Source organism: Ligilactobacillus sp. UO.C109 (genome assembly GCF_026847815.1).
Classification (GTDB): Bacteria; Bacillota; Bacilli; order Lactobacillales; family Lactobacillaceae; genus Ligilactobacillus; species Ligilactobacillus salivarius.
In genome coordinates, this window is record NZ_JAPSFH010000046.1 from 1 (window position 1) to 979 (window position 979).

Consider the following 979-nt stretch of genomic DNA (forward strand, 5'->3'; position numbering starts at 1 on the left):
GCCGTGCGTTATTCCGGCATAGCTCAGTTGGTAGAGCATCTGACTGTTAATCAGGGTGTCGACGGTTCGAGTCCGCCTGCCGGAGTATTTTTTTATAATGGAGAGCTGTCCGAGAGGCCGAAGGAGCATGATTGGAAATCATGTAAACGGGTATGACCTGTTTCAAGGGTTCGAATCCCTTGCTCTCCGTTGAATAGTAGAATGGCCCGTTGGTCAAGTGGTTAAGACACCGCCCTTTCACGGCGGTAACATGGGTTCAAATCCCGTACGGGTCATCAATGGAGGATTAGCTCAGCTGGGAGAGCATCTGCCTTACAAGCAGGGGGTCACAGGTTCGAACCCTGTATCCTCCATATTTAAAAGGTCCTATGGTGTAGGGGTTATCACGCCTGCCTGTCACGCAGGAGATCGCCGGTTCAAATCCGGCTAGGACCGTTATACTGAAAAGTATATAATTTTTGGCTCGGTAGCTCAGTCGGTAGAGCAAAGGATTGAAGCTCCTTGTGTCGGCGGTTCGATTCCGTCCCGCGCCACCATTATGGAAGGGTAGCGAAGTCTGGCTAAACGCGGCGGACTGTAAATCCGCTCCTTCGGGTTCGGTGGTTCGAATCCACTCCCTTCCATTTTTTATAATAGGGATATAGTTTAAAGGTAGAACTACGGTCTCCAAAACCGTCGGTGTGGGTTCAATTCCTACTATCCCTGCCATATATGGCGAAAGTGGTGAAGGGGTTAACACACCGGATTGTGGCTCCGGCATGCGTGGGTTCGAATCCCATCTTTCGCCCTTTAATTCTTAAGGATGAACTTGTACTCAAGGATTCACTCAAGCTGCTTGATGTGCTTAAGCTTTCACTTAGTGAGGAGCTTGTGCTCAAGGATTCGCTCAAGCTGCTTGATGTACTTAAGCTTTCACTTAGTGAGGAGCTTGTGCTCAAGGATTCGCTCAACGAACTTGATGTACTTAAGCTTTCACTTA

Annotated in this window: 1 protein-coding gene and 9 tRNA genes; all 10 read left to right on the plus strand. The window is 48.9% G+C overall.

Annotated features, from left to right (window positions below; translation table 11 throughout):
• Positions 1-12: 12 nt before the first annotated feature.
• Positions 13-85, plus strand: a tRNA-Asn gene (locus OZJ21_RS09280).
• 14 nt (positions 86-99) lie between these two features.
• Positions 100-189, plus strand: a tRNA-Ser gene (locus OZJ21_RS09285).
• 14 nt (positions 190-203) lie between these two features.
• A tRNA-Glu gene (locus OZJ21_RS09290) sits at positions 204-275 on the plus strand.
• A 5-nt stretch (positions 276-280) separates the two neighbouring features.
• Positions 281-353 (plus strand) — tRNA-Val (locus OZJ21_RS09295).
• A 9-nt stretch (positions 354-362) separates the two neighbouring features.
• Positions 363-435, plus strand: a tRNA-Asp gene (locus tag OZJ21_RS09300).
• 25 nt (positions 436-460) lie between these two features.
• Positions 461-536 (plus strand) — tRNA-Phe (locus OZJ21_RS09305).
• A 4-nt stretch (positions 537-540) separates the two neighbouring features.
• Positions 541-623: transfer RNA gene (locus OZJ21_RS09310), tRNA-Tyr, on the plus strand.
• Positions 624-634: 11 nt separating this feature from the next.
• Positions 635-708 (plus strand) — tRNA-Trp (locus tag OZJ21_RS09315).
• A gap of 6 nt (positions 709-714) precedes the next feature.
• A tRNA-His gene (locus OZJ21_RS09320) sits at positions 715-787 on the plus strand.
• The coding region (locus OZJ21_RS09325; RefSeq protein WP_442916319.1) for a hypothetical protein at positions 763-979 on the plus strand (217 nt) is incomplete at its 3' end. The genes OZJ21_RS09320 and OZJ21_RS09325, both read left to right, overlap by 25 nt.